The organism is Dechloromonas sp. CZR5, assembly GCF_008711155.1.
GTDB lineage: Bacteria > Pseudomonadota > Gammaproteobacteria > Burkholderiales > Rhodocyclaceae > Azonexus.
This window is the reverse complement of sequence record NZ_VUYQ01000003.1, coordinates 260,247-286,163: the sequence shown is the minus strand read 5'-3', so window position 1 is coordinate 286,163 and position 25,917 is coordinate 260,247. Positions and strand designations below refer to the sequence as shown.

27 protein-coding genes are annotated in these 25,917 nt (G+C 61.0%); 16 read left to right on the top strand and 11 right to left on the bottom strand.

Annotated elements, in window-relative coordinates:
• Positions 1-48: 48 nt before the first annotated feature.
• Both F1002_RS10255 and F1002_RS10250 read right to left on the bottom strand, forming a co-directional pair.
• Positions 49-594, bottom strand: a complete 546-nt coding sequence (locus F1002_RS10255) for a cytochrome P460 family protein (RefSeq protein WP_150428937.1) — start codon at positions 592-594, stop codon at positions 49-51.
• Between the two features lie 73 nt (positions 595-667).
• Complete coding sequence (locus F1002_RS10250) at positions 668-1,201, bottom strand: carboxymuconolactone decarboxylase family protein (protein WP_150428936.1); 534 nt, start codon at positions 1,199-1,201, stop codon at positions 668-670.
• A 64-nt stretch (positions 1,202-1,265) separates the two neighbouring features.
• Between F1002_RS10250 and F1002_RS10245 the strand changes: the two genes are divergently transcribed.
• Entirely contained in the window at positions 1,266-2,123 is an 858-nt protein-coding gene (locus tag F1002_RS10245; protein WP_223879536.1) for an AraC family transcriptional regulator, read from the top strand.
• Between the two features lie 129 nt (positions 2,124-2,252).
• Here the strand turns inward: F1002_RS10245 and F1002_RS10240 are convergent, their stop codons facing one another.
• Positions 2,253-2,600 carry a CZB domain-containing protein gene (locus F1002_RS10240; RefSeq protein WP_150428934.1) on the bottom strand — a complete coding sequence of 116 codons (348 nt, stop codon included), beginning with the start codon at positions 2,598-2,600 and terminating at the stop codon, positions 2,253-2,255.
• Positions 2,601-2,780: 180 nt separating this feature from the next.
• The gene (locus F1002_RS20970; protein ID WP_191090364.1) at positions 2,781-2,942 is read right to left on the bottom strand and encodes a hypothetical protein; all 162 of its coding nucleotides are present in this window, start codon (positions 2,940-2,942) and stop codon (positions 2,781-2,783) included.
• 157 nt (positions 2,943-3,099) lie between these two features.
• Here F1002_RS20970 and F1002_RS10235 point away from each other — a divergent pair, with 157 nt between their 5' ends.
• Positions 3,100-3,312, top strand: a complete 213-nt coding sequence (locus F1002_RS10235) for a hypothetical protein (protein ID WP_150428933.1) — start codon at positions 3,100-3,102, stop codon at positions 3,310-3,312.
• On the opposite strand, the gene F1002_RS10230 is transcribed toward F1002_RS10235, so the two are convergent.
• Positions 3,287-3,625 carry a DUF2917 domain-containing protein gene (locus F1002_RS10230; protein ID WP_150428932.1) on the bottom strand — a complete coding sequence of 113 codons (339 nt, stop codon included), beginning with the start codon at positions 3,623-3,625 and terminating at the stop codon, positions 3,287-3,289. The genes F1002_RS10235 and F1002_RS10230 overlap by 26 nt on opposite strands.
• Before the next feature lie 159 nt (positions 3,626-3,784).
• Here F1002_RS10230 and F1002_RS10225 point away from each other — a divergent pair, with 159 nt between their 5' ends.
• The 6 genes from F1002_RS10225 (at position 3,785) to F1002_RS10200 (ending at position 9,985) form a co-directional block, all read left to right on the top strand.
• The gene (locus F1002_RS10225; protein ID WP_223879535.1) at positions 3,785-5,200 is read left to right on the top strand and encodes a PLP-dependent aminotransferase family protein; all 1,416 of its coding nucleotides are present in this window, start codon (positions 3,785-3,787) and stop codon (positions 5,198-5,200) included.
• A gap of 86 nt (positions 5,201-5,286) precedes the next feature.
• Positions 5,287-7,173, top strand: coding sequence for a SurA N-terminal domain-containing protein (locus F1002_RS10220; protein ID WP_150428930.1), 1,887 nt, complete (start codon positions 5,287-5,289; stop codon positions 7,171-7,173).
• 169 nt (positions 7,174-7,342) lie between these two features.
• Entirely contained in the window at positions 7,343-8,431 is a 1,089-nt protein-coding gene (locus tag F1002_RS10215) for an alkene reductase (protein ID WP_150428929.1), read from the top strand.
• A complete protein-coding gene (locus F1002_RS10210) occupies positions 8,428-9,057 on the top strand; it encodes a TetR/AcrR family transcriptional regulator (protein WP_150428928.1) in 630 nt (209 codons plus the stop codon). Before F1002_RS10215 ends, F1002_RS10210 begins: the two co-directional genes overlap by 4 nt.
• An 8-nt stretch (positions 9,058-9,065) precedes the next feature.
• Entirely contained in the window at positions 9,066-9,380 is a 315-nt protein-coding gene (locus F1002_RS10205; RefSeq protein ID WP_191090363.1) for a YciI family protein, read from the top strand.
• The gene (locus tag F1002_RS10200; protein WP_150428927.1) at positions 9,377-9,985 is read left to right on the top strand and encodes a DNA-3-methyladenine glycosylase I; all 609 of its coding nucleotides are present in this window, start codon (positions 9,377-9,379) and stop codon (positions 9,983-9,985) included. Before F1002_RS10205 ends, F1002_RS10200 begins: the two co-directional genes overlap by 4 nt.
• An 80-nt stretch (positions 9,986-10,065) precedes the next feature.
• On the opposite strand, the gene fabI is transcribed toward F1002_RS10200, so the two are convergent.
• Both fabI and F1002_RS10190 read right to left on the bottom strand, forming a co-directional pair.
• Positions 10,066-10,866: an enoyl-ACP reductase FabI gene (fabI, locus tag F1002_RS10195; RefSeq protein ID WP_150428926.1), complete on the bottom strand. Its 801-nt coding sequence runs from the start codon at positions 10,864-10,866 to the stop codon at positions 10,066-10,068.
• Positions 10,867-10,968: 102 nt separating this feature from the next.
• On the bottom strand, positions 10,969-12,612 hold the full coding sequence (locus F1002_RS10190) for an electron transfer flavoprotein-ubiquinone oxidoreductase (RefSeq protein ID WP_150428925.1): 1,644 nt from the start codon (positions 12,610-12,612) through the stop codon (positions 10,969-10,971).
• Between the two features lie 87 nt (positions 12,613-12,699).
• Here F1002_RS10190 and F1002_RS10185 point away from each other — a divergent pair, with 87 nt between their 5' ends.
• Positions 12,700-13,110 carry a thioesterase family protein gene (locus F1002_RS10185; RefSeq protein WP_150428924.1) on the top strand — a complete coding sequence of 137 codons (411 nt, stop codon included), beginning with the start codon at positions 12,700-12,702 and terminating at the stop codon, positions 13,108-13,110.
• Positions 13,111-13,145: 35 nt separating this feature from the next.
• Positions 13,146-14,498: a dGTP triphosphohydrolase gene (gene dgt, locus F1002_RS10180; RefSeq protein ID WP_150428923.1), complete on the top strand. Its 1,353-nt coding sequence runs from the start codon at positions 13,146-13,148 to the stop codon at positions 14,496-14,498.
• Here the strand turns inward: dgt and F1002_RS10175 are convergent.
• The gene (locus tag F1002_RS10175; RefSeq protein WP_150428922.1) at positions 14,473-15,411 is read right to left on the bottom strand and encodes a LysR family transcriptional regulator; all 939 of its coding nucleotides are present in this window, start codon (positions 15,409-15,411) and stop codon (positions 14,473-14,475) included. The genes dgt and F1002_RS10175 overlap by 26 nt on opposite strands.
• A gap of 98 nt (positions 15,412-15,509) precedes the next feature.
• On the opposite strand from F1002_RS10175, the gene F1002_RS10170 reads away from it, so the two are divergent.
• A complete protein-coding gene (locus F1002_RS10170) occupies positions 15,510-16,718 on the top strand; it encodes an MFS transporter (protein ID WP_150428921.1) in 1,209 nt (402 codons plus the stop codon).
• Here F1002_RS10170 and F1002_RS10165 read toward each other — a convergent pair whose 3' ends face one another.
• Positions 16,719-17,027, bottom strand: a complete 309-nt coding sequence (locus F1002_RS10165; RefSeq protein ID WP_150428920.1) for a hypothetical protein — start codon at positions 17,025-17,027, stop codon at positions 16,719-16,721.
• 109 nt (positions 17,028-17,136) lie between these two features.
• On the opposite strand from F1002_RS10165, the gene lexA reads away from it, so the two are divergent.
• From lexA to F1002_RS10145, 4 genes are read left to right on the top strand one after another with little or no spacing between them, the layout of a single operon-like run.
• Positions 17,137-17,742, top strand: coding sequence for a transcriptional repressor LexA (gene lexA, locus F1002_RS10160; protein ID WP_150428919.1), 606 nt, complete (start codon positions 17,137-17,139; stop codon positions 17,740-17,742).
• Complete coding sequence (gene imuA / locus F1002_RS10155) at positions 17,739-18,464, top strand: translesion DNA synthesis-associated protein ImuA (RefSeq protein ID WP_150428918.1); 726 nt, start codon at positions 17,739-17,741, stop codon at positions 18,462-18,464. Before lexA ends, imuA begins: the two co-directional genes overlap by 4 nt.
• Positions 18,397-19,851: a DNA polymerase Y family protein gene (locus tag F1002_RS10150; protein ID WP_150428917.1), complete on the top strand. Its 1,455-nt coding sequence runs from the start codon at positions 18,397-18,399 to the stop codon at positions 19,849-19,851. Before imuA ends, F1002_RS10150 begins: the two co-directional genes overlap by 68 nt.
• Positions 19,852-19,863: 12 nt before the next feature.
• The gene (locus tag F1002_RS10145) at positions 19,864-22,944 is read left to right on the top strand and encodes an error-prone DNA polymerase (protein WP_150428916.1); all 3,081 of its coding nucleotides are present in this window, start codon (positions 19,864-19,866) and stop codon (positions 22,942-22,944) included.
• Between the two features lie 17 nt (positions 22,945-22,961).
• Here F1002_RS10145 and F1002_RS10140 read toward each other — a convergent pair whose 3' ends face one another.
• The gene (locus F1002_RS10140) at positions 22,962-23,225 is read right to left on the bottom strand and encodes a phosphopantetheine-binding protein (RefSeq protein WP_150428915.1); all 264 of its coding nucleotides are present in this window, start codon (positions 23,223-23,225) and stop codon (positions 22,962-22,964) included.
• A 7-nt stretch (positions 23,226-23,232) separates the two neighbouring features.
• Positions 23,233-24,999 (bottom strand): serine hydrolase, encoded by a 1,767-nt coding sequence (locus F1002_RS10135; RefSeq protein WP_150428914.1) that lies wholly within the window; start codon positions 24,997-24,999, stop codon positions 23,233-23,235.
• A gap of 128 nt (positions 25,000-25,127) precedes the next feature.
• Here F1002_RS10135 and cysE point away from each other — a divergent pair, with 128 nt between their 5' ends.
• On the top strand, positions 25,128-25,883 hold the full coding sequence (gene cysE / locus F1002_RS10130; RefSeq protein WP_150428913.1) for a serine O-acetyltransferase: 756 nt from the start codon (positions 25,128-25,130) through the stop codon (positions 25,881-25,883).
• Positions 25,884-25,917 lie beyond the last annotated feature (34 nt).

Genomic DNA, 25,917 nt, shown 5'->3' with positions numbered 1-25,917 from the left:
TTGATCACAAAAAAGGAGCGCAAAGGCGCTCCTTTTTTGCAGGAAAATTTAGTGTTTGTTCAGCAATGGGTAGCCTTGAACGAATACCCGGTCAGTCTGTGCGGCCGGAATATGACATGCCTGACAGTCTGCCCGATAGCTGGTCGCCACGTTTTTCAGCGGATCGTCTGACTTGTACATGGCCCAACCCCAGCCATCCTCCCAAAGCGGGTTACCCGGGAAACGGCCTTTGCCATCCTTGATCATGACGAACCAAACAGCCGGGGTGCCCGCCCAATGCACCGGGTTGCCCGTGGTCAGGGGGCCGGTTTCCAGCTTGCGGATTTCCTTGACCAGCGTTGCGCCATCGGGAAATTTTCCGGTCTTGCGGTAGTGGTCCAGCGATTTGCGTTCCGTATAAACATCGTGGAAGCCGTGAGCAGCCGACTTTTCGTCGGTAACGGCCCACGAGCCGAGGTGAACGAATTCGCTGCGGAAATTCTTGGGCAAATTGATCTGCCCCTTGTCGTTCACGTAGGGCGAAAATGAATCTGCCGCCAGCAGCGGCATGGCAAGTGTCGATGCGACGGCGGCGAGGGCGAATTTTGCTTTCATGATGACTCTCCTGTTACCTCAGTCTGCTGTCGGAAACTCCATCGCAGACAGAGTTTCCGACAGGGTGAATCGGTTAGACCTTAACGACCGGGAAATCCACTTCGGTACCCGCGACGTGGTTGGCGTAGTTGGTCAGCGTATTCAGTGCGACAGCCGCCACCACTTCCAGCAGGAGTCCGTCATCGACCCCGGCATGGCGATACGCTTCCAGATCGGACGAGTCCAGTCTGCCGCGCCGTTCCGTCAATTTCCGGGCCAGCCCGGCAAGCGCCGCATCCAGCTGCGTTGAGGCATTGCCGGTACGCGCCAGCGCAATAGCGTCGGCATCGAGGCCAGCTCCACGGCCGAGCAGGGTATGCGCGCTCAGGCAGTATTGGCAGGCATTGGCCTGGCCGACGGCCAGTGCAATGATTTCCCGTTGCGCCGACGTCAGGCGTCCACCGGCAAGTGTATCGGCCAGGCCCAGGTATCCCTTCAGCACCGTTGGTGCGTGGGCAAGCGTGGCAAACAGATTGGGCACCATGCCCAATTTGCCTTTGACGGCGGCAAGCGTACCGGCAACTTCGGTATTGGCTTGTTCAGGATTGACTGGATGGATAAAAGGCATTTCGATCTCCTTGGTGTCATGCAAAAGTGCATGGAGCAGATAATCGGCCTTTTTCTGATACGATATGAATCATTGGGTATCAAAATTAATACTAGGAGTATTATTTATGGATAGGCTCGCGGTGCTTCTGCAGCACTACACCCTGAGTACCGAGGTCTTTCACACCGGTCAGTTCTGCGGACAGGCGGTATACGACAGTACGCATGGCTTTCTGCATCTGCTGCGGAGCGGGGCGGTTCGGGTAACCTCCGACCGACACCCGCCGTTGGATTTGAATGAACCTTGTCTGTTGCTGTATCCACGCCAAGCGCGCCATGTTTTCATCGCGCCGGAAGGGAAGGCGGCGGATCTGATTTGTTCCCGGATTGATCTCGGCTCGGTGGCGGGCAATCCGATCGCCCGCGCCCTGCCGGATATCCTCCATATTCCGCTGGCCAAAATGCCGGACATGAAGACAACGCTGGATTTACTGGTCGCAGAATCCAACGGCAACTTGTGTGGACGCCAGGCCGCGATGAACCGCTTGTCCGAACTGCTCCTCATACATCTTCTGCGCTACCTGATGAATGGCGAATCGGTATCGACGGGGCTGCTGGCCGGCCTGGCCGACAAGCGTTTGGCCAAGGCGATCACGGCTATCCACGAACAACCGGCTGAGGCATGGACGCTGGAAGGGATGGCTGAGGTCGCCGGTATGTCGCGGGCACGCTTTGCAACCGTATTCCGGGAAACGATCGGCTGCACTCCCGGCACTTATCTCTCGGCATGGCGGATCGATCTGGCTGGCAAGCACCTGCGCCACGGAAAATCGGTGGCATGGACTGCCGATGCCGTCGGTTATGGCAGCGCCGCAGCCTTGGCACGGGCTTTCCGCATGATTAGGGGCCTGTCCCCGGGGCAGTGGCTGAAGACAGCCGAATAACACGCCGTCTGTCCGCCGGAAACGGGATACATCCCAGTGATGTACGTTGCCCGATAAGATAAGCCATAAAAAAAGCAGCCATCAAGGCTGCTTTTTTATGAGTGCGTACCAGGGCGATTTGCAGGTTGCCTACTCGTCGGCAAGAACGAGGCGTGCATCGTCGAGGTGGGCGATCAGGCGATGGGCGGCTTCGTTCAGGTCGGGAAGCAGCAAGTCGGCCGAGTCGCCGAGGCCGTTGTTGCTCAGGTCGATGATCTCGTTGGCCAGGGCGTGGAAATGCCGGTCGGCGGCCAGCAAGGCGGCCAGCACGCTATTGTTGCCATTGGCAACGCGCGGCGACAATTCCTGCTCGAGCGAGCAGCAACGATGTTCCGACAGGGGCATGTCGGCATAGTCACCGCCGGCAAAGGCGTTGAGAAACTGTCGTCGCCATTGGTTGTGCAAGCGTATGGCGCTGTCGATGTCGATACGCTTCATGCGTCGTATTCTCCGGGAAAAAAAGACCGGAAAGTAAAGCAATTCCGGCGGTAGGCCGGATTATGCCGCAGCGGGGCGCTTGGGCAAATGGGGGAAGACGACGATTGTGCCCGGACAAAGCGGTTGACTACCCCATCTCCAGTTCCCCGCCAGCTAAAACGCGGGACGAATTTCCTCTGTTTAGATGCTGATCCGTTGCCGGCGTCGCCAGCAGGCCGGGACATTCAGCGCCGTTGCATCCCAGCGGTTGTCGGCAAAGATGGCCTTGGCGCGGGCGAGGCGTGCGTCTTCTTCGGCGGAAATGCCGGCCAGCAGTTCAAATAGCTTCTGAATGCGTTCCATGATGGTGACCTCCGGGAGGATGTGCGATTGACTGTATGAATAGCCAGTTGTTTGGCCGTGAGTGCACATTAAACGATAACTGTATGGATGTACAGTATTCGTTAAAATCTTGTTCGGAGGTAGCCTTCAGCTGTCTAGATCAACAGGACAAGCCAAGATGCCCCGTGACAAATTCTCTTCGTTTCCCGCAGCCGGTACGTTTGTGGCCTACCGCGGGCGAAGCAGCAAGGCGGAGCGCAATGTCCGGGTGATCGCCGAAGCCTCGGGCGGGCGAATGGTTGTCGAGGCGATCGGCCGGCAGGGGATTCCCGTCCGGCTGACCGTCAAGCGGGAGAATCTCGCCCCTATGCAACCCTGCCTGTTCGACTGATCCGCGCTGCAGTTTCACGCAACACCATTGCCAGTTCGTCGCCCAGGCGACACCAGCGCCTCGATGCCACCCGAACGACGGCGGGACATTCAAAACGAATCTGCGCTTGGCCGACACCCTCGATGAGCGTCAGGGCGCGGCTGTCGATTTCATGCCATTGGTCGCTGCGAAGAAAAATGTCATCGGCCCGGCCCGTCGTCGTGATCCAGACTGTGCCCTGCAAGCAGCAGACACGTATGCCACGCGCGCCGGTTACCCGTAGCGGCCTGCCTTCGGTCAGGAAAAGTTCGCTGTTCAGCCATTCGATATTCATTTCACTCTCCGTGCTTTGTCGGTGAAAAGTGTAGGCTTTGCGCAATGAGTGATACAGTCACAATAAAATCAAATTGTGATCAATACAGTTATTGAAAATACAGACTGTACTGCACCCTTTCCAACCTCACTGTATTGGTGTGGCATGCCCGAAGACTTCTTGCGATATGAAAAACTGGCCGACGAACTGGCTGGAATGATGGCCGGCGGCGTGCTCAAGCACGGCGACCGGCTGCCCTCGGTGCGTCGACTGGCAGAGGAACGCCGCGTATCGGTCAGCACCGTGGTACAGGCGATGCGCCAACTCGAAAACCGGGGCCTGATCGAGGCCCGCCCGCAATCCGGATTCTATGTCCGCCGCACAAGGATGGCGCATGCCGAGCCCTTGCTGCGGACGACGCCCGACATGCCCCTGGCGGTCGATATCTCGCAACGCCTGGTGCGTGTGATGCAAGCCGGCATCCGTCCCGGCGTGGCACCGTTGGCGGCGGCGTTGCCGGCTTCGGAGCTCATGCCGGTCGCGGCGCTGCACCGCCTGTATGCCAGCGTGGCCCGCCGCCATCCCGATCTGCTATGCAGCGGCAGCCACATCAACATGGACGATCCGGTGCTGGTGCGGCAGCTGGTCAGGCGTTCCCTGGCCTGGGGCGGACCGCTGGCAGCCGAGGAATTCGTCATCACCAACTCCTGCACCGAGGCGCTTGCTCTCTGCCTGCGCGCCATTACCAAACCTGGCGACACGGTGGCCGTCGAATCGCCGGCCTATTACCTGATGCTGCAACTGCTCGAGAAGCAGGGGCTGCGCGCCCTGGAGATACCGACCGATCCGCGAACAGGCATGTCGGTCGAGGCACTCGATCTGGCCACGCGCAACGGCGGGATCGCTGCCTGCCTGCTGGTATCGAACGGCAGCAACCCGCTCGGCTCCCAGATGCCCGACGAACGCAAACGGGCATTGGCCCAGCTAACCGCCGAGCGCGGTGTACCGATCATCGAGGATGATATCTACGGGGATCTGCACCTTGCCGAAGGGCGCCCGTGGCCGATCAAGGCTTTCGATACCAGTGGCAACGTCATGCTGTGCTCGTCGTTCTCGAAGAGCCTGTCACCATCGTTACGAATCGGTTATGTCGCCGCCGGGCATCGTCGGAGCGCCATCGCCTTGCAGAAAACCATCGGCAGCGGCGCGACGAATCCGATCACCCAGCGCGTGCTGGCCGAATATCTCGAGTCGGGCGCCTACGAGCGTCACCTGCGAACCCTGCGGCGCTGCTACCAATCCCAGGTCGACGCGATGAGCGCAGCCGTCTCCCTTCATTTTCCGCCCGGTACCCGGATTTCAAGGCCGCAGGGGGGATTTGTCCTGTGGATCGAGTTGCCCGAGGGAATCGATGCGACCGAGCTGTACGAGCGGGCGGTCGCCGAAAACCTTGCCTACGTGCCGGGCGAGCTGTTTTCTGCCAGCGGCATGTATCGCAATTGCCTGCGCCTGAACTGCGGCAATCCCCATACGCCGGAAATTGAAGATGCCGTGCGTCGCCTCGGCATCCTGTTTTCAGGCGCCCAAATCAAATAGGGCAGGGGCAAACTACGGTATGATTCCCCTTTTTTGGGCAAGCTGCTTTTTGCCTTTCTGAACGCATCCGAAGGATTTTTCTGCTCATGTTCGACGCAGTCCGCAACAACAAAAGAATCGTCCAGGTTTTCCTTGCGCTGATCGCCCTGCCGTTCGCCTTTTTCGGCGTGGATTCCTACGTACGCAATTCCGGGGCTGGTGGCGACGTAGCCGCCATCGGCGACGTCAAGATCACCCACCAACAGTTCCAGCAAACCCTGCGCGAGCAGCAGGAGCGCCTGCGCGCCCAGCTCGGTGCGCAGTTCGATCCCAAAATGCTGGACAACCCCGAAGCTCGCAAGGCGATTCTCGATGACCTGATCAACCAGCGCCTGCTGCTGATCGAAGCCGGCAAGAACCGGATGTTCGCCAGCGACGATGCGGTGCGCCAGATGGTCGGCTCGGTCGAGGCCTTCAAGGTCGACGGCAAGTTCTCGGTCGAACGCTACGAAGCTGCGTTGCGGGCGCAAGGCATGTCGCCACAAGGCTTCGAAGCCCAGCTGCGCCAGGATTTGACCGTCCAGCAACTGGCCGGCGCCCTCGGCCAATCCGGCCTCGTTGCCCGCACGGTCAGCGACCGCCTGCTGGCCCTGCAAACCGAAAAGCGTGAAATCGTCGAATATCGCCTGAATGTCGATAGCTATCTCGACAAGGTCAAGCTGGCCGACGATGCTGCAAAGAAGTTCTACGACGAAAACAGCAATCAGTTCCAGACGCCGGAACTCGCCAAGGCCGAATACGTCGTCCTGTCGATGGAAACCATCGGTGCCCAGCTGAGCGTCAGCGAAGCCGAAATCAAGGCCGCCTACGACAGCCGCAAGGATCGCTTCCAGCAGCCGGAAGAGCGCCGCGCCAGCCACATCCTGGTGGCCTCCGACAAGCTCGGCAAGGACAAGGCCAAAGCCAAGGCCGAACAACTTCTCGCTGAAATCCGCAAGACGCCGGCTGCTTTTGCCGATCTGGCCAAGAAGAACTCCGACGATCCTGGCTCTGCCGCCAAGGGAGGCGATCTCGGCTTCTTCGGTCGCGGCATGATGGTCAAGTCCTTCGAGGACAGCGCCTTCGGCCTCAAGGAAGGCGAAATCTCCGGCGTGGTCGAATCCGATTTCGGCTTCCACATCATCAAGGTTACCGGTATTCATGCCGCCAAGGAGAAGCCGCTGGCCGAAGTCCGTGGCGAGATCGAGGCAGAACTGAAGAAGACGGCCGCATCGCGCAAATTTGCCGAAGCTGCCGAAGCTTTCAGCAACATGGTCTATGAGCAGTCCGACAGCCTCGGCCCGGTTGCCGAAAAGTTCAAGCTGACCGTCAAGCAGACCGACTGGCTGGGCCGTCAGGCTTCGCCCGCCAATGGCGTGATGGGTAACGAAAAGATTCTTGCTTCGTTGTTCTCTGGCGATTCGGTCAAGAACAAGCGCAACACCGAAGCGGTGGAAATTGCCCCCAATACCCTGGTTTCGGCCCGCGTCCTCGATTACAAACCGGCTGCGCTGCAGCCGTTCGAAAGCGTCAAGGCCAGTATCGAAACCCTGCTGAAGCGCCAGGAAGCCCAGACACTGGCCGCCAAGGATGGCGCCGAGCGGCTGGCCGCTCTGAACAAGGGTGAGGACAAGCTCAACTGGGGTGCCGCCAAGATCGTATCCCGCCTCGATTCCCGCGCCATTTCACCGCTCGAGGCACAAGCGGTGTTCCGCCTTGAAACCGCCAAGCTGCCGGCCTACACCGGCGTCGAGTTGCCGGGTTCCGGCTATGCGCTGGTGAGGCTGAACAAGATCGTTCCGGGCGACAAGATCGACGACGCCACCCGCAAGGGCATGACCCAGCAACTGGGCAACCTGATGGCCAAGGAAGAAATTCAGCTCTATCTGGCCGCCCTGCGTGCCCGCTACAAGGTTGAAATCAACCAGGCTGCACTGGAGGCCAAGGAGAAGTAATCTCCTGCGGCAACCTGATATCGGAAAAACGGGCTGCGGCCCGTTTTTTTATGCCTTTGCCGGGCAGTTGTTCGGAACTGCCTTCATCCAGAATGCGAGCGGTTGACGAAATAGGTCAATCGCCCTACGCTATAGGTCAGTTGACCTATTTATGATGGAGCACTTGGCCATGACCGGACTTTTCTCTCCTCTGAGCCTGAGCGATTTCAATCTGCCCAACCGTATCGTGATGGCTCCGATGACCCGCAACCGGGCAAATGCGGAGGGTGTTCCGACGGCTCTGATGGCCTCGTATTATGGTCAGCGGGCGGATGCGGGATTGATTATCTCGGAATCGGTACCGATTTCGCCCCAGGCTGTCGGCTACCCCTGCACGCCCGGTCTCTTCAGCGCGGCACAGCTTGCCGGCTGGCGTCAGGTGACCGAAGCGGTTCACGCACGCGGAGGCCGGATTTTTGCGCAATTGCAGCATTGCGGCCGGATATCGCACCCCAGCCTGCAGCCCGAAGGAGCCGAGCCGGTTGCACCTTCCGCCATTCAGCCGCAAGGCATGGCGGTTACCTGTAACGGCATGCAGGCATTCGTATCGCCGCGAGCGTTGCGCACCAACGAAATTGTCGGCGTCGTCGAGCAATTCAGGGCCGCCGCCCAACTGGCCAGGACAGCCGGTTTCGACGGTGTGGAAATCCATGGTGCGAACGGTTACCTGATCGATCAGTTTCTGCGCAACGGAAGCAATCATCGGACAGATAACTACGGCGGCACACCAGCCCGGCGGCTGGCGTTTCTGCTGGAAATCATCGAGGCCGTTTCGGAGGTGTGGCCACGTGAGCACATCGGCGTGCGACTGAGTCCGGAAAACCGCTTCAACGACATGACGGATAGCGACCCGGACGAGCATTTCGCTTACTTTGTCACTCAGCTTGGTCACGCGAAACTTGCATATTTACACGTGCTGGAGGGTGAGATGATGACGCAGTCCGGTGTTCTGGACTATGGGGCGCTGCGACGTTGCTTCGCCGGGCTTTACATCGCGAACAATGGCTACGACAAGGCGCGCGCGCTGGACGTGCTGCGCGATGGCAAGGCTGACCTGGTGGCCTTCGGTACCGCTTTCATCGGCAACCCCGATCTGGTCGAGCGGCTCAGGCACGACTGGCCTTTGGGTGCGCCCGACCCCGAAACCTTCTATACCGGCGGCGAGCGGGGCTATGTCGACTATCCTGTTTTTGCCCCGATTGCAGGCGACCTGCCATGACCCGCCCCAGCTCCCAACCCAGCACGCGCGAACGAATCGTGGAGGCTGCCGACATGCTGTTCTATCGGCATGGCTTCGAAAAAACCTCGTTTGCCGACATCGCTGACGAAGTTCGGCTTTCACGCGGCAACTTCTACTACCACTTCAAGACGAAAGACGAGATTCTCGCCGCGGTGATCGAACTAAGGGCCGCCCGCACGCGAGCCATGCTCGATACTTGGACGGGAGATGCGCCGACGCCATCCGACCGGTTGCGGTGCTTTGCGGCCATGCTGGTTCATAACCGCGAGGACATTCAGCGTTACGGCTGCCCGGTGGGAACACTCTGTGCCGAATTGGCCAAGTTGAAGCATCCGGCGCAAGGCGATGCCGGCATGATCTTCGCTCAGTTCCGTAACTGGTTGGAGGGGCAATTCAAGGCGCTTGGCTTTGGTGACGAAGCGGATGCGCTTGGCATGCACCTCCTGACCCGTAGTCAGGGCATTGCCGCATTGGCCAATACTTTCCATGACGAAGCCTTTATCCGCCATGAAGTCGAACTGATCAATGCCTGGCTGGAGTCGTTGCATCCGGGCAAGATCGCACCGCCGGGACAGGCTCGCAAAGCAGCTCAACCACCAATCTAGGAGGCACCGTGTATATCGTTTTCTTGAAATTCGGCCCCAATCGGGGTCTGGCCGGCCAATGGATGGATGAACACGCACGCTGGATTCAGCAAGGCATCGAGGAGGGGGCTTTCCTGGTGGCGGGCTCGCTCGATGCCGCGCAAGGTGGTGTCGTGCTGGCTGCGAATATGGCACTCACCGAGATTCAACAGCGAGTCGGGCGTGACCCGTTCGTAATGCATGGCGTGGTTGTGGCTGAAGTTCACCGGGTCACCCCGTCGCGTATGGTTCAGGGCATGACTGCTCTTCTCGAGGGCGCCAAATCGCCTTCTCTCGCATCATGAGCGCGACCATTGCCGGGAGCGATGGCCGGCCGCGTTGCCGCTGGTGCGCAGCGGCCCCCGAATTCGAGGCCTACCATGACAAGGAGTGGGGCTTCCCCGTTGCCAACGACATTCGTCTATTCGAGAAGATTTGCCTGGAAGGTTTTCAGTCCGGGCTGAGTTGGCGAACGATATTGACCAAGCGCGAGAACTTTCGGCGCGCTTTCGACGGCTTCGATTTTAACCGGGTGGCAAGCTATGACGAGCAGAGAGTCATCCAGCTGCTACAGGATGAAGGCATTGTGCGCCACCGGGGCAAGATCGAAGCCGTCATCCACAACGCCCGATGCGCTGTGAATTTAAAGAACGAGTTCGGGTCACTGGCCGCCTATTTCTGGCAATACGAAACCGATCCGGCAAACCGCCCGCCGGCGCAGACGCTGTCCACCTCGCCAGAGTCGGTTGCCTTGTCCAAAGACCTGAAGCGGCGCGGCTGGAAGTTCGTCGGGCCGACAACGGTTTTTGCCTTCATGCAGGCGATGGGCCTGATAAACGACCACGTGCCCGATTGTGTCATCTCGGAAAAAGTCGCGCGGGCGCGGGAGAGGTTCCGGGTTCCTGCCTGAGGGATGTGACAGCAGGGGGGCTAAAAGAAAAACGCCGATCGAATCCGATCGGCGTTCTTGTTGGGCGGCGGAACGTCGGTTCAGGCCGGCAGCGGGTCCGCGTTGCCCAGGGCGGTGGTGTTCATGCCGCCGTCGACATACATGATTTCGCCGGTGATGCCGCTGGCGAGGTCGGACAGCATGAAGGCGGCAGCGTTGCCGACTTCATCGATGGTCACGTTGCGGCGCAGCGGGGCATTGTGCGAGTTGTAGGCGAGCAGCTTGCCGAAATTGCCGATGCCGGAGGCGGCCAGCGTCTTGATCGGACCGGCGGAGATGGCGTTGGCGCGGATGCCCTCGGGGCCGAGGCAGAAGGCGAGGTAGCGGGTTGCCGCTTCCAGGCTGGCCTTGGCCAGGCCCATGGTGTTGTAGTTGGGCATGGTGCGCTCGGCACCGAGATAGGAGAGGGCGAGCATCGAGGCATTCGGGCGGCCTTGCATCATCGGGCGGGCACCCTTGGCCAGCGCAGCATAGCTGTACGATGAAATATCGTGGGCGATGCGGAAGGCGTCGCGGGTGATACCGTTCAGGAAGTCGCCTTCGATGGCTTCGGTCGGAGCATAGGCAATGGAGTGGACCAGGCCATCCAGGCCATCCCAGCGCTTGCCGAGTTCGACGAACAGGTTGTCGATTTGCTCGTCGCTGCTGACGTCGACCGGAATGGTGATATCGCTGCCGAATTCAGCGGCAAACTTCTTGATGCGATCTTCGAAACGCTCGTTCTGGTAGGTAAAGGCCAGTTGAGCACCTTCACGATGACAGGCCTTGGCGATGCCGTAGGCGATGGAATGCTTGGACAGCAGCCCGGTAATCAGAATCTTCTTGTCGGCAAGAAAGCCCATGTGTTGTTCTCCCTAGGGGGGTTAAGCCCGAGGATTATAAACCGATAAGCCACAATTCGCGCCCATTGCGGACGAGAACTATGGCATGCCGGTTATTGGTAATTACATATTGGGGTAGGTCGGACCTTCGCCGCCCTGAGGGACGACCCAGTTGATGTTCTGGGTCGGATCCTTGATGTCACAGGTCTTGCAGTGGACACAGTTTTGCGCGTTGATCTGCAGGCGTGGCTGGCCTTCTTCCTGACCGAGGATTTCATATACCCCGGCCGGGCAAAAGCGCTGTTCGGGCGCGTCGTACCTGGCCAGGTTGACGCTGATCGGCACCGCGGCATCCTTGAGTTGCAGATGGCAGGGCTGATCCTCCTCGTGGTTGGTGCTCGACAGGAAGACTGATGACAGGCGGTCGAAGGTGATGACGCCATCCGGTTTCGGATAGTCGATCTTCGGACACTCGCTGGCCGGCTTGAGCTTGGCGTGGTCGGCCGTCTTGTTGCGCAGCGTCCATGGCGCCTTGCCGCCAAAGACGATCTGGTCGATACCGAACATCAGCGAACCCAGTTTCAGCCCCTTGGCCATCCACGGCTTGAAGTTACGTGATTTATGAAGTTCGTCGTACAACCAGCTGTTTTTAAACAATTCCGGGTAGGCAGACAACTCATCATTCTGACGTCCGGCGACCAGGGCTTCGAAGCAGGCCTCGGCCGCCAGCGAGCCGGTCTTGATCGCGCAATGCGAGCCCTTGATGCGAGCCGCGTTGAGGAATCCGGCATCGTCGCCGACCAGAACGCCACCCGGGAAGGTCAGTCTGGGCAGCGATTGCAGGCCGCCGGCAACCAGTGCGCGGGCGCCGTAGGCGATACGCTTGCCGCCCTCGAGGAAGTTGCGGATTTCAGGATGTGTCTTGAAGCGCTGGAACTCTTCATAGGGTGACAGATGCGGATTGGTATAGCCAAGGCCGACCACGAAGCCGATGGCGACCTGATTGTTTTCCAGGTGATAGAGGAAACCGCCGCCATAAGTATCCGGCTCCATCGGCCAACCGCCGCTATGGATGACGAGGCCGAGCTGATGCTTGTCGGGCTGGATTTCCCACAGTTCCTTGAGGCCGATACCGTAGGTTTGCGGGTCGGCATCCTTGTTCAACTGGAATTTTTCGATCAGTTGCTTGCCGAGATGGCCGCGGCAGCCTTCGGCGAAGAAGGTGTATTTGCCGAGCAACTCCATGCCCAGCTGGAAATTCGGACCTTCGGAACCGTCGTGCAGGCGGCCCATGTCGCCCGTGGCGACGCCCCTGACAGCGCCATTTTCATCGAACAGTACTTCCGAGCCGGCAAAGCCGGGGTAGATTTCGACGCCAAGAGCTTCGGCCTGTTCGCCCAGCCAGCGACAGACGTTACCGAGCGAGATGACGTAGTTGCCTTCATTGTGGAAGCAGCCGGGCAAAAGACTGTTCGGCACCTTGGTCGCACCGGTTTCGGAGAGGATGAAGAAACGGTCTTCGGAGACGGGGGCATTGAGCGGAGCGCCATCTTCCTTCCAATTGGGCAGCAGCTCGCTCAGGGCACGCGGGTCCATGACGGCCCCGGAGAGGATGTGGGCACCGATTTCGGCGCCTTTCTCGATCAGGCAGACTGAAATGTCGCTGCCCTTTTCTGCCGCAAGCTGTTTGAGCCGTATCGCCGAGGCGAGACCCGCGGGGCCGCCACCAACGACGACAACATCAAATTCCATGGATTCCCGTTCCATGATGCCTCCTAGAATTATTGTGAGCTTATTTTCAATACGGTACAGTATGGAAAATTTTTGATCAACCACACTCTAGTATTCGTATTCATGGAACACAAGAAAAAGCTCATTCATGTGACCCGTTTACCCATCCGCTGGGGCGACATGGATGCCTACGGGCACGTCAATAACACTGTCTATTTCCGCTTCATGGAGCAGGCGCGGGTGGAGTGGATCGAAGACATGAAGGTTCAGGTTCGCCCTGGCGGCGATGGTCCGGTGATCATCAATGCCAGCTGCACCTTCCTGATCCCGATGAATTACCCGGGCACCGTGGAGGTGCGGACCTATGTCGGCGCCATTGGACGTTCCAGCTGCCAGACCTATGTCGAGATGCGCATCGAGGGCGACGACAGGATCTACGCAGAAGGCGCGGCCAAGGTCGTGTGGATGAATACCCAGAACGGCAGATCGGTTCCGCTGCCGGATCACGTGCGGGCACTGCTCGAAGCAGAGTAAACTCGCAGCCCATTGCATCCACGAATCCGACGCGCATGGGCCAACGAAAAATCTGGGAAAAACTGCTGTCGAGCGAACGTCTCGGTGCCGGCAAGGCACCGGAGTCGGCCGAACGGACGGCTTTTCAGCAGGACTACGACCGCATTGTCTTCACCTCGGCCTTTCGCCGCCTGAAGGACAAGACGCAGGTTTTCCCGCTCTCCAAGAGCGATTACGTCCGCACCCGTCTGACGCACAGCCTCGAGGCGAGTTGCGTCGGCCGTTCGCTGGGTGCGGTAATCGGTCGCGAGATCATTGCCCGGCATGGGCTGAAGGATGTGGAATCAGGCGATTTCGGCGCCATTATTGCCGCCGCCTGCCTCGCTCACGATATCGGCAATCCGCCTTTCGGCCATGCCGGCGAGGATGCCATTCGCGAGTGGTTTCGCAATTCCGGCCTGCTCGAGCGGCATGCCTTCACACCGGCACAACGGGCTGATTTCGAGCGCTACGAGGGCAACGCCCAGGGTTTTCGTATCGTCAGCCGCCTGCAAAGCCCGGCCAACCCCGGGGGGCTGCAGCTGACCAGCGCGGTGCTCGCCACCTTCACCAAGTATCCGCGGCCTTCTCACATCGATTGCGAACTGGACGGCAAAAGTGCCAGGAAATTCGGATTCTTCCAGCAGGATGCAGATAATTTTGCCCAGGTAGCGCGCGCGACCGGCATGGTCGAACGCATTCCGGGCCTTGCCTGGCGTCGCCACCCGCTCGCCTCGCTGGTCGAAGTGGCGGACGACACCTGCTACCTGATCGTCGATCTCGAGGATGCCGCGCGGCTTGGCTTCGTGCCCTACAAGGATGCCGAATGCCTGCTCGGCGACCTGGCCGGCAATGCCGTCAATGGCGGGCGCCTGGCACATCTGCACGATCCGAAGGAGCGCCTGGAATACCTGCGCGCCAAGGCCATCGGTTGCCTGATCAATGGCGCCGCGGCAGTTTTTCTCGAGAACGAATCGGCTATCCTGAGCGGCGACTTCGATGACGAGCTGCTGGAAAACTCGCCCATTGCCCGTCCCTTGCAGGCTGTCCTCAAGCTGGCCAAGGAAACCATCTACACGGCGCGCCCGGCGCTGGAGATCGAAACCGCCGGCTTTGAGGTACTGGGAGCCTTGCTGGGCTTGTTCACCAACGCCGTCGAAGCCAGGGCAGGCGTACCGGGGGCCCGCTACACGACGCGCGAACGCATGCTGATGAAACTGCTGCCTACCCAATTTCTCGGGCACGATGGCGAGCCGGATCCCGATCCGTACATCCGCCTCCTGCAGGTTGCCGATTTCGTAGCCGGGATGACCGACTCCTACGCGGTCGACATGTACCGCAAACTCAAGGGTTTCGATCTGCCGACCTGAAACTTCCCCAAGGCGGCGCCGGAGAAAACTGGCGCTCCAGTTCCTCCAGGAAAACGCGGACTTTCGGCAGGCGTACCCGGCCCGGGGTGTAGCAGGCATACAGATCGCGGCCAAGGCCGGTCAGGGGTTCGTAATCGTCGAGCACGGTTTCCAGGTTGCCGCGCCGGATTTCAGGGCCGGCCATGTAGGTGGGCAGGATAGCCAGTCCATGCCCGGCCATGACGGCACCGAAGATGCAGTCCAGGTTGTTGAAACGAAAGCGGCTGGATATCGGTATGCTGGCTTGTTCGCCGTTGCGCCCCAGCAGCTCGAGCGTATTGCTGGTTTCGGCCTGCAGGTAGCCAAAACAGGCGTGCCTGATCAGGTCGCCCGGGTGTTGCGGTCTGCCATGTGTCGCCAGATAGTCCGGCGTTGCGCAAATGACGCGTTCGATGGAAAACAGTCGGCGGGCGACGGCATCTTCGGGAGGTGCCTTGGTATGGCGCAGCGCGAGGTCGATGTTGTTGTCGAATAGATCGAGCAGTTGGTCGGAGAGAACCAGTTCACATTCCAGCTCCGGGTACTGTGCCGTGATACGCGGTAGTAGCGGGGCGATGTACAGGCGGCCGAAGGCGAGCGAAGCACTGATGCGCAGCAGGCCGCAGGGCGTGTCGCCGAGGTTGCGCACGGCGATCTCGGTGCTGGCCACGGCATCCAGGGCGCGCAACGCATGCTGGTAGAAGACTTCGCCGGAAGGCGTCAGGGCCAGTTTGCGGGTCGAGCGCTCGAACAGCCGTACACCGAAATTACGCTCCAGTTCGGCGATCTGCTTGCTGACCTGGGCGCGCGTGCAATCCAGTCGGCGGGCGGCGCCGGCCATGCTGCCGGTTTCGACCACCCGGACAAAACTTTCCCAACTGCTGAGCCAGTTCATTTGTCAATTCTCCGTTGACGATATGGTGCCGATTATGGGCTATTTGGTAACTTATTTGGCGACTATAGTTCGGGCTGGCAACCGACAGGCATAACAACATGTTTCGCGCACTGAACCGCCCCGACATTCTCATCACCGCCCTGGCGGCCGCCGGGATCATGATGATCTCGATGGGCATCCGCCAATCGCAGGGTCTGTTCGTGGCGCCGCTCAACGACACCACCGGCCTGGGGATCGCTACCATCAGCTTCGCGCTGGCCATCGGGCAATTCACTTGGGGCGCCATCCAGCCGCTGGCCGGTGCCATTGCCGATCGCCACGGACCGCGTGTCGTGCTGATTGCCGGCATCGTGATGCTGGCCGTCGGTTGTGCGCTGACGCCGTACATGGGCACCGGCTTCGGCCTGGCCGTGTCGCTCGGCCTGTTCTGCGCGATGGGCTCGGGCGCCAGCAGCTTTTCCGTATTGCTGGGTGCCGCCGCCCAGCGCATGCCGGCCGAGGCGCGTGGTGCAGCTTCCGGATTGATCAATGCCGGCGGCTCCTTCGGGCAATTCATCTTTGCTCCCATCCTGCAGAAGTTGATCCAGGGCTTGGGCTGGGTTAACGCCATGTGGGCGATGGCTGCCACGGCCTTGCTGGCCTTGCCGCTGGTCGGCAAGCTGACGCAATCAACCCATGCCATGCACGTTCAGGACGACGAGGGCGGGGTGCTGAAGGCGCTCGGCACGGCCATGCAGGATCGCAGTTATCTGCTGCTGCACGCCGGTTTCTTCACCTGCGGGTTCCACATTGCCTTTCTCGTCACCCATTTGCCGGGCGAGGTGAATTTGTGCGGCCTGCCGCCCGCCGTGGCCAGCTGGTCGTTGGCCATCATCGGCCTGACCAACATCTTCGGCAGCCTGTACGCCGGTTCCTGCGTCGCCAAGTACCGCAGCAAATACGTGCTGGCGATGATGTACGGTTCGCGGGCGGTGCTCATCGCCTGGTACCTGATGATGCCGCGCACCGAATGGACGTTCTATGTTTTTGCCGCCGGTCTCGGTTTCACCTGGCTGGCCACGGTGCCGCCGACCGCTGCCATCGTCGGCAAGCTGTTCGGCATCCGCTACCTGGCAACGCTGTTCGGTATGACGCTGCTGTCGCACCAGATTGGCGGTTTCCTCGGTGCCTGGCTGGGCGGCCTGGCCATCACGCAATTCGGTGACTTCGGCTGGATGTGGTATGCCGACATGGCGCTGGCCGCCGTTGCCGCCGTGCTCAACCTGCCCATCCGCGAAGCACCGGTGGCCCGTCCGGCTGCAGCCTGATTACCTGAGACGGCCGAGGAAGCGTTCGCGCGCCTCGGCCAGTGCGGGCAGGGCGGATGCGTCGAGCAGTTCGCTGCAGGTCCGGTAGAAGTCGTCGAATGCGGCGAGCACTTTTTTCTCCTCCACCTTGCGGCGCAGGCCGGGCTTGTCGTCTTCGCAGACCGGCGCGTCGAGGGGCTTGAGGATTGCATAGCGGGGAATCATCTGCTGCCCGCCGTTCTCGGAAGAGGCCGTGACCGGGCCGGTTTTTACGAAAATCTTGCCGTCGTATTCGAAGCGATCGCCGATCGCCAGGTGTTGCAGTTTCATGTTCGGTGTTTCCGGATTGCGCTGGCGCCAGAGTGTACAGGATTCTTCGCTTGCCAAAAATCGATTACTGTACAAAAATACAGCTAACGAATTTTGCAGGGAGCAGACCATGAAGCTCACGCCACGCCAGCAGGAAATTCTCGATTTCATCAAGAACACCGTCGAAGTGCTCGGCGCGCCGCCGACGCGGGCGGAGATCGCCTCCGCCTTCGGTTTCGCCTCACCCAATGCGGCGGAAGACCACCTCAAGGCGCTCGCCAAGAAGGGCGCCATCAATCTCGAGCCGGGTTCGGCACGCGGCATTCGCCTCGTCGAGCAGCTGGGCTTGCCGCTGATCGGCAGCGTGGCCGCCGGTTCGCCGATCCTTGCCGTTGAAAACGTGCAGGCACGTTATGCCTTCGATGCCGGCATGTTCAATCCGCGCGCCGACTTCCTGCTCAAGGTGCGCGGCCTGTCGATGATCGACGTCGGCATCTACGACGGCGACCTGCTGGCCGTACACAAGACCAACCAGGCCCGCGACGGCGAAATCGTCGTCGCCCGGATCGACGAAGAGGTCACCGTCAAGCGCCTGCAACGCAAGGGCGGACACATCGAGCTGATTGCCGAGAATCCGGATTTTGAACCGATCATCGTTCGCCCCGGCGAAGTCGAATTTGCCATCGAGGGCGTTGCCGTCGGCCTGATACGCGGGGCAGGCTCGAAGCTGTCATGAACGCCTTGCCGTTGCCGGTCGCTTTGGCGGATGTGCTGGCCAGAGGCGATGTCTGGCGCGGCGATACGCTGGCCTCCCTGGCAGAGGCCGCTATTCCCAGCGGCCATCCCGAACTTGACGCCGAATTACCCGGCGGCGGCTGGCCGCGTGGCACGCTGACGGAGTTGCTCGTCGGACGTAGCGGCGTCGGCGAAATGAGTCTGTTGCTGCCGGCCCTTTCCAGGCTGTCGCAGGCCGGAGGCTGGCTGGCCCTGGTCGCGCCGCCATGGCTGCCGCATGCGCCGGCCTGGGCCGCAGCAGGCATTGCGCTGGAGCGCCTGGTCATCGTGCGGGCCGGCAAGGATACGGCCTGGAGCATCGAACAACTCCTTGCCTGTGGCGGTTTCGCCGGCGTGCTGGGCTGGCCGGGTGACGGAGTCGATGCCAAAACCCTGCGCCGCCTGCAGGTTGCGGCTGAAGGACGTTCGACATTGGCCTGTTTGTGGCGCTCCATGGCCGCGGCAGATACGCCGTCGCCGGCGCCGTTGCGGGTGGCGCTGGCCAACGGCGACGACGCGCTGAACATCCGTATCCTGAAACGGCGCGGCAGGCCGGCATCACGGCCGCTCGAACTGCCGTATTCATCCTCCATTCCTCGCCCTGGGAGACGTTTGCGTGCTGTGGCTGGCCCTGTCCTTTCCCGGATTGCCGATCGAGGCCTTGCCGCTGCGCCAGCCGCCTAGCGCGGTGGTCGTGCGCGGCCGGATCATGCAGGGCGATGTGGAGGCCGTTGCGGCCGGCATTTGCCCTGGCCAAAGGCTATCGACCGCACTGGGCCTGCTGTCGACCTTGTCGGTTTTCGAGCGCAATGAAGCGCGCGAACGGCAGGCCCTCGAAAGCCTGGCCTGCTGGGCGGGACGTTTTACGCCCACCGTCAGCTTGGTGCAGCCCAACGAACTCCTGCTCGAAATCGGTGCTTGCATCCGCCTCTTCGGCGGCATCGAGCCGATTGTCGGCGCCGTGACGGCCGGCTGTGCCGAACAAGGGCATGCTCCCGGCTGGGCGGTGGCCCCGACGCCGCTCGGCGCGCGCTGGCTGGCGCGTGCAGGCAGCGGAACGATCCATCGCAAAGCAGTCAGTCTGCACGCGGCGCTCGCCGATTTGCCGTGCCATATCCCCGACTGGCCGGCCGAAGCCATGACCCGTCTGGAATCCTTCGGCCTGCGGCGGCTTGGCGGATTACGCGACATGCCGGGAAGCGGCTTGCGGCAGCGTATCGGCAACCGTCCGGTGGACGACCTGGCGCGTGCCTGGGGGGATTTGCCGGACCCGCAAACGGCTTTCGCCTTTCCGGAAGACTTTGCGATTGAGCTCGAACTGCCATCCCGCGTCGAGCATGCCGAAGCCCTGGTTTTTTCCGGCCAACGCCTGTTCTCGGCATTGGCCGGCTGGCTGAATGCCCGGCACTTGCTGCTTCGTCGCTGCACCTTGCGCTTCCGGCACGATGACGCCGAACCGAGCGATCTCTCCCTGCGTCTTGCCGAACCGGTCGCCGACGAGGCGCGCTTTTTACGTCTGCTGCGCGAGCATCTGGGGCGCTGGCAATTGCCAGCGCCAGTCGAAGCGGTACGCCTGCAGGCCGACGAATTGGCCGAAAAAACAGGAGCGAGCGTGCCTCTGTTTGAAGGGGCTGCAAGCGGCGAGGGGCATCTGGCGTGCCTGGAGCGCTTGCGCGCCCGGCTCGGCGAGCGCGCCGTGCAAACACTGGATGCTGTTTCCGATTATCGGCCGGAGTGCGCAAGTCGCGAGCGGGATGCCGTGATTGCCTCGCGCTCGCCGGCGAACAATGCATCCGGCAAGCCGGCAACGCCCCCCGGCTCGGCACGTCCGCTGTGGTTGTTGCCGATCCCGCAGCCGCTCGCCGAACGGGCAGGCAGCCCGGACTGGCACGGACCGCTCAAGCTCTTGTCCCGCGCCGAACGACTGGAAACCGGCTGGTGGGACAGCGGTGAGAAAGGGGCGACCGGCGATGTCCGGCGCGACTATTTCGTGGCCCGCAATCCGCAAGGGGAATGGGCCTGGATTTTTCGCAATGCCGAGGGCTGGTTCCTGCATGGCTTGTTTGCCTGACACGGGGGAGTCATGTCGCTGCCTGCCTATGCCGAGTTGCATTGCCTGTCGAATTTCAGCTTCCTGCGCGGCGCCTCGCATCCGGATGAACTGATCGAACGGGCTGCGGAGCAGGGTTATGCGGCACTGGCGCTGACCGATGAATGTTCGCTGGCCGGCATCGTCCGGGCGCATCAGGCGGCCAAGCGGGCGGGCTTGAAATTGATCGTCGGCAGTGAAATGACACTGACCGATGGCCTCAAGCTGGTGTTTCTGGCCATGAATCGCGAAGGTTACGGCAATCTCTCGGCGCTGATCACCCTGGCGCGCCGGCGTGCGGGGAAGGGGCATTACACGCTGCAGCGTCATGACCTGACGGCCGTTTCACCAAGCGGGGCAGTGCCTGATTGCCTGGTTCTCTGGATTCCGGACGAGAAGCCTTCCATCGAGGATGGGCGTTGGCTGGCCGAACGTTTTCCCGATCGGCTCTGGATTGCCGCCGAACTGCATGCCGGACCGGACGATGCGGGAAAACTGGCCGATCTGCTCGCCCTGGGCCGGGCATGCCGCTTGCCGCTGGTGGCGGCCGGCGATGTTCATATGCATGCCCGCAACCGGCGGCCGGTGCAGGATGTACTGACCGCCTTGCGCCTGAAGACGACCCTCTTCGAGGCCGGCTATGCGCTGTTTCCCAACGCAGAACGGCACCTGCGGACGCGGCTGCGCCTGTCGCGCCTCTATCCGGACGATTTGCTGGCCGAAACGCTCAGGATCGCCGAGCAATGCTGCTTTTCACTCGACGAATTGCGTTACGAATACCCCGAAGAGATCGTCCCGCCGAATCATTCGGCCAGTTCCTGGCTGCGCCACGAAACGGAGCGCGGCCTGCAATCCCGCTATCCGCAAGGGGTTCCCGATGCCGTTCTGCAACGCGTCGAACACGAATTGGCCCTGATCGCCGAACTCCGATACGAAGCTTATTTTCTGACTGTCTACGACATCGTGTGCCATGCGCGCAGCCTTGGGATTCTCTGCCAGGGGCGCGGTGCGGCGGCCAATTCCACCGTCTGCTTCGCGCTGGGGATTACCGAGGTCGATCCGGCGCGTTCCGCCATGCTGTTCGAACGTTTCATCTCGAGGGAGCGCGGCGAACCGCCGGATATCGATGTCGATTTCGAGCATGAAAGACGTTCCGAAGTCATTGCCTATATCTACGGCAAATACACGCGTGAACGCACGGCATTGACTGGGGCGCTGATCACCTACCGAACCAAGGGCGCCCTGCGCGATGCGGGGCGGGTTCTCGGTTTCGAAGCGGCGCGCATCGATGCCCTGACTGCCTCGCTGGCCTGGTGGGACAAGCGGGAGCAACTGCCCGGGCGCTTTGCCGAGCAGGGGCTCGATCCCGCGTCGCCGCGCGTCGAGAAATGGCTGTGGATAGCCGGACAATTGCGCGGATTCCCCCGCCACCTGACCCAGCATGTCGGTGGTTTCGTGATGTCGCGAGGTCCGCTGGCCCGCCTGGTACCGGTTGAAAACACGGCCATGCCGGAACGTACGGTGATCCAGTGGGACAAGGACGATCTCGATGCCGTCGGCCTGATGAAAGTCGATGTGCTGGCGCTCGGCATGCTGTCAGCGTTGCGGCGCATGTTGTCCATGTTGAGCGAGACGACAGGCCGGCGCTGGCATCTGGGCGATATTCCGGCCGAAGACCCGGCCACCTACGCCATGCTCGGCCACGCCGACAGTATGGGTGTCTTCCAGGTCGAGTCGCGTGCCCAGATGTCCATGCTGCCGCGCCTCAAGCCACGGTGTTATTACGATCTCGTCGTCGAGGTGGCGCTCGTCCGGCCGGGGCCGATCCAGGGCGACATGGTGCATCCTTACCTGAAGCGGCGACAGGGCAGGGAGCGCATCGAGAAAATTTCGCCGGCGGTCGACAAGGTGCTCGAGCGCACCTATGGCGTACCCATCTTCCAGGAGCAGGTCATGCAGCTGGCCATCGTCGCCGCCGGTTTCACCCCCGGCGAAGCCGACGAGCTGCGCCGCGCCATGGCTGCCTGGCGGCGCAAGGGCAACCTGCAGCGCTACCAGGACAAACTGCGTGCCGGCATGGCCGCCAACGGTCTGCCAGCCGAATTCGCCGAACGCATCACCTTGCAGATCCAGGGCTTCGGCGAATATGGCTTTCCCGAATCGCATGCCGCCAGTTTTGCCCTGCTGGTCTATGCCTCGGCCTGGCTCAAGCGACACCACCCGGCCATCTTCCTGTGCGGCCTGCTCAACAGCCAGCCGATGGGTTTTTATTCGCCATCGATGCTGATCCAGGATGCCCGCCGCCATGGTGTCGTCGTCTTGCCCCCGGATGCCGGCAGCAGCGACTGGGATTGCACACTGGAGCAGGCAGGGGCCGTGCGCCTTGGCCTGCGCGAAATCGGCGGCTTTGCGCAGGCCGCCGCCGAACGCATCGCAGCAGCACGAAAAAATGCGCCTTTCCGCGACGTTACCGACCTGGCGATGCGTGCCGGACTGCAACGCCGCGATCTCGACCGGCTGGCCGCCGCCGATGCCCTGCGCAGTCTGGCCGGGCATCGCAGGCAGGCCGCCTGGGCCGCCACGGCAGCGGTGGTGCAGGGCGACCTCTTCGACGGCATCAAGCCGCCGGAGCAGACCGTCACGCTAAGCCCGCCCAATCAAGGCGAGAATCTTGTCGCCGATTATCGGCATCTCGGCCTCACGCTGCGCGAGCATCCCCTGAGTTTGCTGCGCCCGCACCTGGCGGGGCGCCGTTTCGTGCCGGCCGCCGAACTCAGGCTGTCCGGAAACCGGTCGCTGGTCCGCGCTGCCGGCATCGTCGTCGGCCGCCAGCGGCCGGGGACTGCAACCGGCATCGTATTCGTTACCCTGGAGGACGAAAGCGGCCTGACCAACGTCGTCATTCATCCCCAATTGGTCGACAGGCAGCGTCGTGAACTCCTCGGTGCCAGCCTGCTCGGTGTCTTCGGGCAATTACAGGTGGAAGGCGAGGTCGTCCACCTGGTCGCCAAGCGCCTGGTCGATCTGTCCGCCTGGCTGGGTGGGCTGGAAACCTTCAGCCGGGACTTTCATTGAGCAACCGCCCGCCTACCTCAAGTCGTGCGCGCTGCCGAGACAAGCATCGCCAGTGTATTCACCGAGCGCAAATGCTGGCGCGATCCTTCATCGTTCGCCTCGATCACGATCCCGTACTTCTTCTTGAGTGCCAGGACCAGTTCCAGGGCGTCGATTGAGTCCAAACCCAGCCCATCGTCGGCAAACAAGAGGGTGTCATCGCCAATGTCGGCGGGTTGCACATCTTCGAGATTCATGGTCTCGATAATGAAGGCTTTGAGTTCCTGGTGCAGTTCGTTCATGGTCGTTTCAATTCAACTTCTTGCGTAGTTGCAGGCCCGAGAAGTTCAGGATGGCTTTATCGCCCGATTCGATGAGCCGCAGGGTGTCGCCGCGACTGGTTCCCAGTCCGGCCGTAACAACTTCGTGGTCCGATACGGGGTTGAAGGCGATGCGCAATAGCAGGTCGGGGACTTCGGGGAAGTGCGCTTCACCGATAAGCAGCCCGTTCTCCTCGCGGAGCAGCAGCCGGTCAGGCTTCGGGCCATCGAGGGGGCTGGCGACTTCGTAATGGCCGAGGCTTTTCATGAAGCGTTCCGGAACCTTGCCGGGGCTGAGTCGTTCGCCAAAGATCATCGATTCGCTCCCCATCTTCCCCACGATGATCTGCCGCCCATCGACATTGACCGCCGACAAGCGAATGTCTTCGAATGCCCCGACGCGTACCGGCAACATGCCCAGCACCTTGTATTTGATGGTAAGCAAGCCATCCTCGTGTGGTACGAGGCGGAACTGATGACCAACCGCTTCGACGTCGATCACTCCGGATTTCGTGCTGATCTTTGCCAATCCGACCATCGAATCGAAATAGCCATTGAAGAATCTCAATTCTTCATCCGTCGGTTTCCGTTCAACCGCATGCACAGGCGATGCCGCTTCCTGACGAATGCCGGTTTTGGCTTCCAGCATCAGGCGTAGCGCTTCGGCGGCAATTTTGCTCACGGTCACATGCGACGTGGCTGAATTAGTCAGGACCACAACGCCCAGCTTGTGCTCGGGCAACATCGCCATCATGCTGTGCGAATCCGGAAGCGACCCCCCGTGGCTGGCCACGGGGCCACCGCCCGGAACGTCGATACCGCTCATCATCCAGCCCAGCCCAACGTATTGCCCGAAAGTCAGCGGAAAATCCTTGTTCTGGATACGCCGCATTTCGTTCAGCGATGAGCGGCCGAGAATCCTTTGCCCGCCAACGTCACCGTCGGAAAAGTGCATTTTCATGAATTGCGCAAGGTCAATCACATTGCTCAGCAAATTGGCTGCCGGCATGTCGCGCATCGAGAAAACCTCGGTTTCCTTGTTGCGATCATAGACTTTGGTGACGGGGCGCTGGGAAAAGCGGGTCTGGTTCATGCCCAGTGGCTGGAAGAAATGATGCTCCATGTATGTATCGAACGGTTCGCCGCTGACTTGCTGGATGGCTGCGCCCAGCAAGGCCATCCCCAGATTGGAGTATGAGAAGACATAGTTGGCCGGGAAGGCCTGGTATTCGTCATGGATCGAATCGACCACCGTATCGAAACGACCGGGGTTGCGAACGAACAAGCCATGCAGGAAATTGGACGGCAACCCCGAGTGGTGACACATGATGTTGCGCGGTGTGATCGGCGCCGAATTCGGAAAACGGCTCTTGATCGAAAACCCGGGCAGGGCTGCGCTCAACGGACGGTCGATATCCAGCTTGCCCTGTTCGGCCAACTGCATGGTGGCAGCTGCGGTAAACACCTTTGCAATCGAGCCGGCGCGATAGACGGTTTCCGGGGTAGCCGGGGTCCCGTTCTCAAGATCGGCGTACCCAAATCCCTTTTGCCAGATGATCCGTTGGTCGTCCACCAGGGCAATGCTGACGCCGGTGATGTCGTTTTGGCTCATCTCGCGCTCCACCATCCAGGCAAGATAGACACGGGTATGGCTGTAATCTCCAGGCGAGACGCTGACCGCGGCAGGCGGAGCAATGGCACAAGCGCCGAGCAGGGCGAGGGTGCCAAAAACAACCGGAAGAAAGCGTGCAAGCATCGATGGCGACAGCGTAATGAGGCGTGAATTATAAGCGGATAAGCGGAGGCCCCCATTGGTGAAATAGCTGACAAATTCACTCGAGTATTCTAGAATTATCCCTCTTTGAATTGGGGAGATCAGGTTTCATGTTCCGGAATTTGCGTGAGGATATCCGTGCGGTCTTTGACCGAGATCCGGCGGCGCGCTCGTTCTGGGAGGTTCTGACCTGTTACCCGGGGATTCACGCCCTGATCCTGCACCGTGTCGCCCATTGGTTTTGGGGGCATCGTTTTCGCTGGCTGGGCCGGTTCACGGCGCATCTGTCGCGCATGCTGACGGGGATCGAGATTCATCCCGGCGCCACCATTGGCCGCCGATTCTTCATCGATCACGGCATGGGTGTGGTGATCGGAGAAACCGCCGTTATCGGGGACGATGTCACGCTTTACCACGGCGTCACGCTCGGCGGCACGTCATGGAACAAGGGCAAGCGTCATCCAACGCTCGAGAACGGTGTCGTCATCGGTGCAGGGGCCAAAGTACTGGGCCCCATCACGGTCGCCACCGGCGCCAAAGTGGGCTCCAATGCCGTGGTGACAAAGGAGGTGCCGGCCGGTGCAACGGCAGTCGGCAATCCCGCCCGGATTCTGGACAACTCGGAGCAGGGGCGCCAAAGGCAGGCGCAGGCCGAAAAGATGGGATTCTCGGCCTACGCGGTCGGGCGCGATCAGGATGATCCGCTGGCCAAGGCCATTCACGGCTTGCTGGATCATGCGGCAGAGACCGATCGTCGCCTTGCGTGCCTGGTTCGGGAACTGGAGGCGCAGGGAGTGAAGTGTGACAGCGAGGTTCAGGCTGTCGATTCTTTCGACCCACAATACCTGAGTAAAATAGTTGACTAATCGGCGGCAGCTTGCTTATAGTTGACTTAATTAC

Coding starts and splice junctions, on each gene's coding strand:
- F1002_RS10255 (WP_150428937.1), bottom strand. CDS start 594: ATGAAAGCAAAATTCGCCCTCGCCGCCGTCGCATCGACACTTGCCATG.
- F1002_RS10250 (WP_150428936.1), bottom strand. CDS start 1,201: ATGCCTTTTATCCATCCAGTCAATCCTGAACAAGCCAATACCGAAGTT.
- F1002_RS10245 (WP_223879536.1), top strand. CDS start 1,266: ATGAATCATTGGGTATCAAAATTAATACTAGGAGTATTATTTATGGAT.
- F1002_RS10240 (WP_150428934.1), bottom strand. CDS start 2,600: ATGAAGCGTATCGACATCGACAGCGCCATACGCTTGCACAACCAATGG.
- F1002_RS20970 (WP_191090364.1), bottom strand. CDS start 2,942: ATGGAACGCATTCAGAAGCTATTTGAACTGCTGGCCGGCATTTCCGCC.
- F1002_RS10235 (WP_150428933.1), top strand. CDS start 3,100: ATGCCCCGTGACAAATTCTCTTCGTTTCCCGCAGCCGGTACGTTTGTG.
- F1002_RS10230 (WP_150428932.1), bottom strand. CDS start 3,625: ATGAATATCGAATGGCTGAACAGCGAACTTTTCCTGACCGAAGGCAGG.
- F1002_RS10220 (WP_150428930.1), top strand. CDS start 5,287: ATGTTCGACGCAGTCCGCAACAACAAAAGAATCGTCCAGGTTTTCCTT.
- F1002_RS10215 (WP_150428929.1), top strand. CDS start 7,343: ATGACCGGACTTTTCTCTCCTCTGAGCCTGAGCGATTTCAATCTGCCC.
- F1002_RS10210 (WP_150428928.1), top strand. CDS start 8,428: ATGACCCGCCCCAGCTCCCAACCCAGCACGCGCGAACGAATCGTGGAG.
- F1002_RS10200 (WP_150428927.1), top strand. CDS start 9,377: ATGAGCGCGACCATTGCCGGGAGCGATGGCCGGCCGCGTTGCCGCTGG.
- fabI (WP_150428926.1), bottom strand. CDS start 10,866: ATGGGCTTTCTTGCCGACAAGAAGATTCTGATTACCGGGCTGCTGTCC.
- F1002_RS10190 (WP_150428925.1), bottom strand. CDS start 12,612: ATGGAACGGGAATCCATGGAATTTGATGTTGTCGTCGTTGGTGGCGGC.
- F1002_RS10185 (WP_150428924.1), top strand. CDS start 12,700: ATGGAACACAAGAAAAAGCTCATTCATGTGACCCGTTTACCCATCCGC.
- dgt (WP_150428923.1), top strand. CDS start 13,146: ATGGGCCAACGAAAAATCTGGGAAAAACTGCTGTCGAGCGAACGTCTC.
- F1002_RS10175 (WP_150428922.1), bottom strand. CDS start 15,411: ATGAACTGGCTCAGCAGTTGGGAAAGTTTTGTCCGGGTGGTCGAAACC.
- F1002_RS10170 (WP_150428921.1), top strand. CDS start 15,510: ATGTTTCGCGCACTGAACCGCCCCGACATTCTCATCACCGCCCTGGCG.
- F1002_RS10165 (WP_150428920.1), bottom strand. CDS start 17,027: ATGAAACTGCAACACCTGGCGATCGGCGATCGCTTCGAATACGACGGC.
- lexA (WP_150428919.1), top strand. CDS start 17,137: ATGAAGCTCACGCCACGCCAGCAGGAAATTCTCGATTTCATCAAGAAC.
- imuA (WP_150428918.1), top strand. CDS start 17,739: ATGAACGCCTTGCCGTTGCCGGTCGCTTTGGCGGATGTGCTGGCCAGA.
- F1002_RS10145 (WP_150428916.1), top strand. CDS start 19,864: ATGTCGCTGCCTGCCTATGCCGAGTTGCATTGCCTGTCGAATTTCAGC.
- F1002_RS10140 (WP_150428915.1), bottom strand. CDS start 23,225: ATGAACGAACTGCACCAGGAACTCAAAGCCTTCATTATCGAGACCATG.
- F1002_RS10135 (WP_150428914.1), bottom strand. CDS start 24,999: ATGCTTGCACGCTTTCTTCCGGTTGTTTTTGGCACCCTCGCCCTGCTC.
- cysE (WP_150428913.1), top strand. CDS start 25,128: ATGTTCCGGAATTTGCGTGAGGATATCCGTGCGGTCTTTGACCGAGAT.